Here is a 6,901-nt window from a genome sequence, read left to right on the forward strand (position 1 = left end):
CCCGCCTTCCGCACCGAGGCCCGAGCCGCGAAGGACCATTCATGACCGACACCGCCAATTTCAGCCCGCGCGAGATCGTCTCCGAACTCGACCGCTTCATCGTCGGCCAGCACGACGCCAAGCGCGCCGTCGCCATTGCGCTGCGCAACCGCTGGCGCCGCCAGCAGCTGCCCGAGGCGCTGCGCGAGGAGGTGCTGCCGAAGAACATCCTGATGATCGGGCCGACCGGCGTCGGCAAGACCGAGATCGCCCGCCGCCTGGCGAAGCTGGCCAACGCCCCGTTCCTGAAGGTCGAGGCGACCAAGTTCACCGAGGTCGGCTATGTCGGCCGCGATGTCGAGCAGATCATCCGCGACCTCTTGGAGATCGCGATCAAGATGACCCGCGAGAGCCTGCGCAAGGAGGTCGCGGCCAAGGCCGAGATCCGCGCCGAGGAGCGGGTGCTGGACGCGCTGGTGGGCGACAACGCCTCGGCCGAGACCCGGCAGAAGTTCCGCAAGATGCTGCGCGAAGGCCAGCTGAACGACCGCGAGATCGAGATCCAGGTTGCCGATTCCGGCGGCGGGATGCCGACCTTCGACATTCCAGGCATGCCGGGCGCCCAGATGGGGATGCTCAACCTCAACGACATGTTCGGCAAGGCCTTCGGCAACCGCACCAAGCCGCGCCGGCTGAGCGTGCAGGAAAGCCATGTCGTGCTGATGGCCGAGGAGTCGGACAAGCTGCTGGACCAGGAGAAGGTGACCGCCGAGGCCATCCACCTGGTCGAACAGAACGGCATCGTCTTCCTCGACGAGATCGACAAGATCACGGCGCGGTCGGAGCGCGGCGGCGCCGATGTCAGCCGCGAGGGCGTGCAGCGCGACCTGCTGCCGCTGATCGAAGGCACCCAGGTGGCCACCAAATACGGCACGGTGCGCACCGACTACATCCTGTTCATCGCCTCCGGCGCGTTCCAGCTGGCCAAGCCGTCCGACCTGCTGCCGGAGCTGCAGGGCCGCCTGCCGATCCGGGTCGAGCTGCAGGCCCTGACCCGCGACGATTTCCGCCGCATCCTGACCGAGCCGGAGCACAGCCTGGTCAAGCAGTACACCGCGCTCCTGGGCACCGAAGAGGTGACGCTGGACTTCACCGACGACGCCATCGACGCCCTGGCCGACCTGGCCGCGGAGGTCAACCGCGCGGTCGAGAACATCGGCGCCCGCCGGCTGCACACGGTGCTGGAGCGGCTGCTGGACGAGGTCAGCTTCACCGCCTCCGACCGCTCGGGCGAGACGGTGCGGATCGACGCCGCCTATGTCCAGGAGAAGGTGGGTGCGCTGACCCGCAACGCCGATCTGAGCAAGTTCATCCTGTAATAGCTGACCATCGGTCTCCGCGCCTTCCACTCGTCGTCATCGCCCGGTTAGCCTGGGCGGTGACGGGACGGGCCCGAGCGGGCAAGCAGTCCTTCTGCCAGGAGAGATCGACATGTCCGCTGCTGCCAGGCGCTTCGGCGCCTATGATCTCACCGTGCTGCTCGACGGCATCTTCGAGGCGCCGAAGACCGTGCTGAGCCACGCCGCCGGCGAGGACGCCACACGGCGGCTGGTCGATAGCTGGCCGGGCGACAAGATCAGCATCGACGTGAACTGCTATCTGCTGACCGGGCCGAACGGCGTCACGCTGATCGATGCCGGCACGGGCGACCATTGGGGCCCGATGCTGGGCAAGGCGCGCGCGGCCCTGGCGGCGGCCGGCGTGCGGCCCGAACAGGTCGACCGCGTGCTGCTGACCCATCTGCATGGCGACCACGCGCTGGGCCTGCTCGACGGCGACCGGGCCTGGCTGCCGCGGGCGGAGATCCTGATTCCGGAGCGGGACCTCGCCTTCTACGGCGACCCGGCCGTGGCCGAGACCTTCCCGCCGGCCCGGCGCGGCAACTTCAAGACCGCCGCCGACCTGGCCCGGGCCTATGCCGGCCGCGTCCGGACCATCGCCCCGGGGCCGGTCGAGGGCCTGCCGGATATCGAAGCCGTGCCGCTGCCCGGCCACACGCCCGGGCAGAGCGGCTATCGCATCGGCGAGGGCCGCGACAGCCTGCTGATCTGGGCCGACGCCATCCATCTCGGCGATCCGCAGATCGAGGACCCGGAGGTCGGCCTGACCTACGACCTCGATCCGGCGCAGGCCGTGCAGAGCCGCCGCGTCCTGCTGGAAGAGGCGGCCCGGCACGGCTGGCTGGTCACCGGCAGCCATGTCAGCCGGACCGGCCGGATCGAAGCGGGCGCGGGCGATCGGGGCTGGCGGTTCGTCGAGGACTGAGATTCCGCGGGCAGCACACGGTGCTGGAACGGCTAAGGTCAGCTTCACCGCCTCCGACCGCTCCGGCGAGACGGTTCGGATCGACGCGGCTTACGTCCAGGAGAAGGTGGGTGCGCTCACCCGGAACGCCGATCTGAGCAAGTTCATCCTGTAGCCGTCGGGGCTGACTCGTCGTGTCACCTCTCCCCGCGCCGCGGAGAGATCCTCCCCCTCCCCTCGCGGGAGGGGGCTGGGGGAGGGGGAGAGTGGAAAGGAGCGAGGCCTCGGAGGTCTTACTTCCCGTTCAGCAGCTCCGGCACGGTCAGCAGGACGAACTCGTTGTCGTCCTGCCGGTCGACGGCGCGGCCGGAGGAGAAGGGCAGGTTGTTGTCGTTGGCGACGATGATGTGGTCGGCATCGACCCGGGCCACGTTCTCGATGGTGACGAAGGGGAAGCTGAGCATGCCGCCACGCCCTCCCTGGCGCGCCTTGTGGTCGGGGTCCTTCATCGCCAGCAGGTCGATCGAGCCGATCTTGCGCAGCACGCCGTCCGCATCGGCCTGGGACAGGTCGACCAGGAAGACGCGCTTCAGCTTGGCGGGGGTGGCGAAGCAATCCGGCTTCGGGTCGCCCTGGCAGGCGCGGGCGGCGTCGCCCTCGCCCTGGTCGCGCTCGATGATCAGGCCGCGGGTGCCGCCGATCAGGTTGAAGTCGCCGATCGAGTTGCCGTTGGCCTCGAGCCGGTACTTCCAGCTCTTGCCGGTGAATTTCTTCGACGCGACGTCGAACTCGAAGATGCGCAGCAGCTCATGGCCCTGGGCGTCGGTTTCCGGCGCGCCCTTGGCCGCATCCCACAGCCCGCCTTCCAGCAGCGGGTACAGGGTCTTGCCGTCCTCGGAGGCGGCCATGCCCTCGAAGCCCTTGCTGCGCCGCGATTCGAAGGCGACCGGGCCAGGGGCGCCCGGCATGGTGATGTAGGGGTTGTCGGGCGACCGCACCGGCTTGCCGTCGGCCACCGTGTCGACCACGGTCAGCACCCGGCCGGCGGCGTCGGTCTCGATCAGGAACGGCCCCAGCTCGTCGCCGAACCAGAAATGGTCGCCGACCGGCTGGATCGATTCGATGTCGAAATCGGCGCCGGTGAGATAGCGCTCCCTGGTCGGCTCGGTGACGATCCGGAACGGGACCTTCTTGTCCGGGTCGCTCAGGAACAGGGTGTTCAGCACCGCGACCCGGCCGGTCTGCCAGTCCGGCTTTATCCGGTGCACCATCAGCATCGCGTCCGCGGAATTGGCCTTGGACCCGAAGCCGTTGTCGGTCAGCACGACATATTCGCCGTTGCCGAGCGGCTTGATGCCGCTGAAGCCCTGCACCGCCTGGCCGACGAAGGGGAAGGTCAGCCCGGTCTCGCGCACGGCGTTGCCGGAGCCGGTGGTGCCCATGACGCTGAACGGCCGGTCGATGCGGGCCAGGGTCGGGCCGGCGAACTTGCCCGAAGTGGCGAACATCGCCGGGGCATCGGCCGGCGGCACGGCGAAGGTCATCGCCGGCAGCACGGCATGGCCAGCCACCACCGCAGGGTAGGCGGCCGGGGCCGGGGCGTCGCCCGCCAGGGCACCGGCGGCGGACAAGGCGATGGCTAGGGCGGCCAGCGAAGCGGCGGCACGACGGAACGGATGCATGGGGTCCCCCTTCTCGATCTCGAAAGCGGCGAGAGAGTGGGGACGGGCGATGACGGCTGGATGACGGGCACGTGAAACTCTCGCGTCGGCGGCGTCAGCCCGTGGGATCAGGCCGCCTCGGCCCCTTCCGTCATCCGTACCACCAGCCGGTCGACCGCCGCTTCGGCCGCGCGCATCGAGGCTTCGATCCGCTCATCGGCGAATTCGTCGTATTCGGCGGCGATGGCGATGGCGTCGGTGATGCCGATATAGCGGAACACCGTGCGCAGATGCGGCTCGACATGGTTGAGGGCTTCCAGCCTCTCCCCCGGCCCGTAGCCCCAGTCGCCGCGGGCGCCGAGCGTGACCAGCCGCTTGCCGGCCAGCATCGGCCAGTAGGGTTCGCCCGGGCGGCTGCGGTCGAAGCCGAAGGTGCGGCCGACCCGGACGATGTTGTCGACCCAGGCCTTCATCCCCGCCGGCAGGCCGAAATTGTACATCGGCACCCCGGCCACGATCAGGTCGGCGCGCTCCAGCTCATCCACCAGCGCGTCGCTGACCGCGAGCGCGGCGCGCATCTCGTCGGTCCGGCGCTCGGGCTTGGTGAAGGCCGCAGCGATCCAGGCTTCGGTGACGGGCGGCGGCGGCGCCAAGCCGACATCGCGGCGGATCACCGTGTCGTGCGGGCGCCGGGCCAGCCAGCCCTCGACGAAGCGGGCCGACAGGCGGCGGCTGTGCGAGCGGCCGAGGCGGGCGCTGGCATCGATGTGCAGGATCGTGGTCATGGTGCGAACTCCGGACTGTCTTCGCCCCAGGAAATGTGCGCTTTGCGGCTTGCCGGCAAAGGCGAATCCCTCATCTTATGACTGAGGCGAATTCATCCGTTGGAGAGGCCATGCGCCGCCTGCCGCCGCTCGCCGCCCTGCGCGCCTTCGAGGCGGCGGCCCGCCATCTCAGCTTCAAGCGCGCGGCCGAGGAGCTGCTGGTGACCTCGACCGCGGTCAGCCATCAGATCCGGCTGCTGGAGGAGACGCTCGGCCTGCGGCTGTTCGAGCGGCGGACCCGGCAGGTGGCGATGACCGATGCGGCCCAGCGCCTGTATCCGGTGCTGCGCGACGGCTTCGACGCCTTCGCCCGCACTCTCGACGGGCTGTCGGCCGAGGCCCGGCCCCGCGCGGTCACCCTGACCGCCACCCGCGCCTTCACCGCCCGGCGGCTGGTGCCGCGGATGGCGTCGCTGCAGCAGCGCCGGCCGGACATCGTGCTGCGCCTGCTGGCCGCCGACGAGCCGGTGGACCTGGCCGCCGGCACCGCCGACCTGGCCATCCGCTATGGCAGCGGCCTCTATCCCGGCCTGCGGTCGCAGCCGCTGGGCACCGACCGGATGGCGCCGGTGGCGCATCCCAGCCTGGGGCTGACCGCGCCGGAGCAGCTGGCCGGCCACCGCCTGGTGCATTTCGAATGGCGCGTCGCCCATCCGGACAAGCCGAGCTGGCCGCGCTGGTTCGCGGCGGCCGGGCTGCCCGAGCCATCGGCCGGCGCGCTGCATTGCAGCGACGAGAGCCACGCCATCCAGGCGGTGGCGGCCGGGCACGGCGTCGGCCTGCTGAGCCTGACCCTGGTGGCGGAGGAGCTGGCCAACGGCACCCTGGTGCAACCCTTCGGCCCGGCGATCGAGGGCATGGGCTTCCACCTGCTGCGCCGCCCAAGGGTCGAAAGCGAAGCGGTGGCGGCGGTGCGGGAGTGGGTGCTGGCGGAGTTCGGGACGACGAACCTGATGAACTGAACAGTCACCTTGCCGTTGGCAGCAGCACACGCCATATTTTTCGGATCTGGCACATCTTGGAGTTACGCCATGACTGTCGTTCGAGCCAAAGTTTCCGAGTCTGGACGCCTGAGCATCCCGGCGGAACTGCGCCGGGCCGTGGGCCTGGAACATGGCGGCGACGTCGTGGTCGAACTCGACGGCCGCGAGATCCGGATCCGAACGGTGGCTGAGGCGGTGGCTCAGGCCCAGGCCCTCAGCCGGCAGCTGCTTGGAGATCGGCTGGGGGAAGCCTCGGTGGACAACTTTCTGGCCGAGCGGCGGCGGGAGGCCGAGCGGGAATGACCACGACGGTCATCGACGCCTCCGCCATCCTGGCCCTGTTGCTGAACGAGCCCGGCGCGCAGAAGGTCGCGGCGGTCCTGGCGGATTCGGTGGTGACGACGGTCAACCTCTCGGAGGTCGTCAGCTACTACGCCCGCAGCCGCGCCGATAAGGCCGGCATCCGGCAAATGCTCGACGCGTTGCCCTGCGAGCGCATCCCCTTCGACGAGGATCTCGCCTATGCCACGGGCCTGCTGCTGCCTTTGACCCGGGCGGCGGGCCTGTCGTTGGGTGACCGGGCCTGCCTCGCCCTGGCGAAACGGCTAGGGGTCCCGGCGGTCACCGCGGATCGGCCCTGGCAGGACATCGCCGGCGCGGTGGGCGTCACCATCGACCTGATCCGCTGAGCGCCTACCCCTCCCGCCGCTTCTTCAGGATGACGTAGAGCGCGCCGGAGCCGCCATCCCTCGGATGGGCGGGGGTGACGGCGAGGATCTTGGCGCGCAGCGGCGCCTCGTTGAGCCAGACCGGCACATTCGCCCGCAGCACGCTGTCGCCGTTGGAGAAGCTGCCCTTGCCGGTGATCACCAGCAGCGTCTTCTTGCCCGCCCGCTGGGCCGCGGCGACGAAGCCGATCAGCGCGTCATGCGCCTCGATCTGGCGCATGCCGTGCAGGTCGAGCCGGCCCTCGATCTCCTGCTTGCCGCGGCGGAGGCGGTCGGCGCGGTGGCCGTCGATGCCGGTGAGGTCGCCGGAGCGCAGCCGCTTCGGCGGTGCCGCGGCCGGGTTCGGCTTCGGCGCCGCGGCCGCCGGCGTGCGGGCCGATGGCGGAGCGGGCTTAGGCTGCGGCGGTGGCGCCGCCTCGGGC

Annotated in this window: 8 protein-coding genes; 5 read left to right on the top strand and 3 right to left on the bottom strand. The window is 70.3% G+C overall.

Going from position 1 to position 6,901, the window contains the following annotated elements; genetic code table 11:
- The first annotated feature begins 41 nt into the window (after positions 1 to 41).
- Positions 42 to 1,358, top strand: a complete 1,317-nt coding sequence (gene hslU, locus AB4112_RS26140) for an ATP-dependent protease ATPase subunit HslU (protein WP_309800887.1) — start codon at positions 42 to 44, stop codon at positions 1,356 to 1,358.
- A gap of 112 nt (positions 1,359 to 1,470) precedes the next feature.
- A complete protein-coding gene (gene aidB, locus AB4112_RS26145) occupies positions 1,471 to 2,304 on the top strand; it encodes an AidB family quorum-quenching N-acyl homoserine lactonase (RefSeq protein WP_309800885.1) in 834 nt (277 codons plus the stop codon).
- A gap of 272 nt (positions 2,305 to 2,576) precedes the next feature.
- On the opposite strand, the gene AB4112_RS26150 is transcribed toward aidB, so the two are convergent.
- Positions 2,577 to 3,965, bottom strand: a complete 1,389-nt coding sequence (locus tag AB4112_RS26150) for an esterase-like activity of phytase family protein (RefSeq protein WP_309800883.1) — start codon at positions 3,963 to 3,965, stop codon at positions 2,577 to 2,579.
- A 107-nt stretch (positions 3,966 to 4,072) separates the two neighbouring features.
- A complete protein-coding gene (locus tag AB4112_RS26155; protein ID WP_441723907.1) occupies positions 4,073 to 4,729 on the bottom strand; it encodes an FMN-dependent NADH-azoreductase in 657 nt (218 codons plus the stop codon).
- A gap of 110 nt (positions 4,730 to 4,839) precedes the next feature.
- Here AB4112_RS26155 and AB4112_RS26160 point away from each other — a divergent pair, with 110 nt between their 5' ends.
- From AB4112_RS26160 to AB4112_RS26170, 3 genes are all read left to right on the top strand, one after another.
- Positions 4,840 to 5,730 carry a LysR substrate-binding domain-containing protein gene (locus AB4112_RS26160; RefSeq protein WP_441723909.1) on the top strand — a complete coding sequence of 297 codons (891 nt, stop codon included), beginning with the start codon at positions 4,840 to 4,842 and terminating at the stop codon, positions 5,728 to 5,730.
- 69 nt (positions 5,731 to 5,799) lie between these two features.
- Positions 5,800 to 6,054, top strand: a complete 255-nt coding sequence (locus AB4112_RS26165; RefSeq protein WP_441723911.1) for an AbrB/MazE/SpoVT family DNA-binding domain-containing protein — start codon at positions 5,800 to 5,802, stop codon at positions 6,052 to 6,054.
- Complete coding sequence (locus tag AB4112_RS26170; RefSeq protein WP_441723913.1) at positions 6,051 to 6,440, top strand: type II toxin-antitoxin system VapC family toxin; 390 nt, start codon at positions 6,051 to 6,053, stop codon at positions 6,438 to 6,440. Before AB4112_RS26165 ends, AB4112_RS26170 begins: the two co-directional genes overlap by 4 nt.
- 4 nt (positions 6,441 to 6,444) lie before the next feature.
- Here the strand turns inward: AB4112_RS26170 and AB4112_RS26175 are convergent.
- On the bottom strand, positions 6,445 to 6,901 hold a 457-nt coding region (locus AB4112_RS26175; RefSeq protein WP_441723915.1), incomplete at its 5' end, for a Smr/MutS family protein.

It is taken from the genome of Inquilinus sp. 2KB_23 (assembly GCF_052115705.1).
GTDB lineage: Bacteria > Pseudomonadota > Alphaproteobacteria > DSM-16000 > Inquilinaceae > Inquilinus > Inquilinus ginsengisoli_A.

Excerpts from the sequence above, each read along its gene's own strand:
- hslU (WP_309800887.1), top strand. The coding sequence starts at position 42 with ATGACCGACACCGCCAATTTCAGCCCGCGCGAGATCGTCTCCGAACTC.
- aidB (WP_309800885.1), top strand. The coding sequence starts at position 1,471 with ATGTCCGCTGCTGCCAGGCGCTTCGGCGCCTATGATCTCACCGTGCTG.
- AB4112_RS26150 (WP_309800883.1), bottom strand. The coding sequence starts at position 3,965 with ATGCATCCGTTCCGTCGTGCCGCCGCTTCGCTGGCCGCCCTAGCCATC.
- AB4112_RS26155 (WP_441723907.1), bottom strand. The coding sequence starts at position 4,729 with ATGACCACGATCCTGCACATCGATGCCAGCGCCCGCCTCGGCCGCTCG.
- AB4112_RS26160 (WP_441723909.1), top strand. The coding sequence starts at position 4,840 with ATGCGCCGCCTGCCGCCGCTCGCCGCCCTGCGCGCCTTCGAGGCGGCG.
- AB4112_RS26165 (WP_441723911.1), top strand. The coding sequence starts at position 5,800 with ATGACTGTCGTTCGAGCCAAAGTTTCCGAGTCTGGACGCCTGAGCATC.
- AB4112_RS26170 (WP_441723913.1), top strand. The coding sequence starts at position 6,051 with ATGACCACGACGGTCATCGACGCCTCCGCCATCCTGGCCCTGTTGCTG.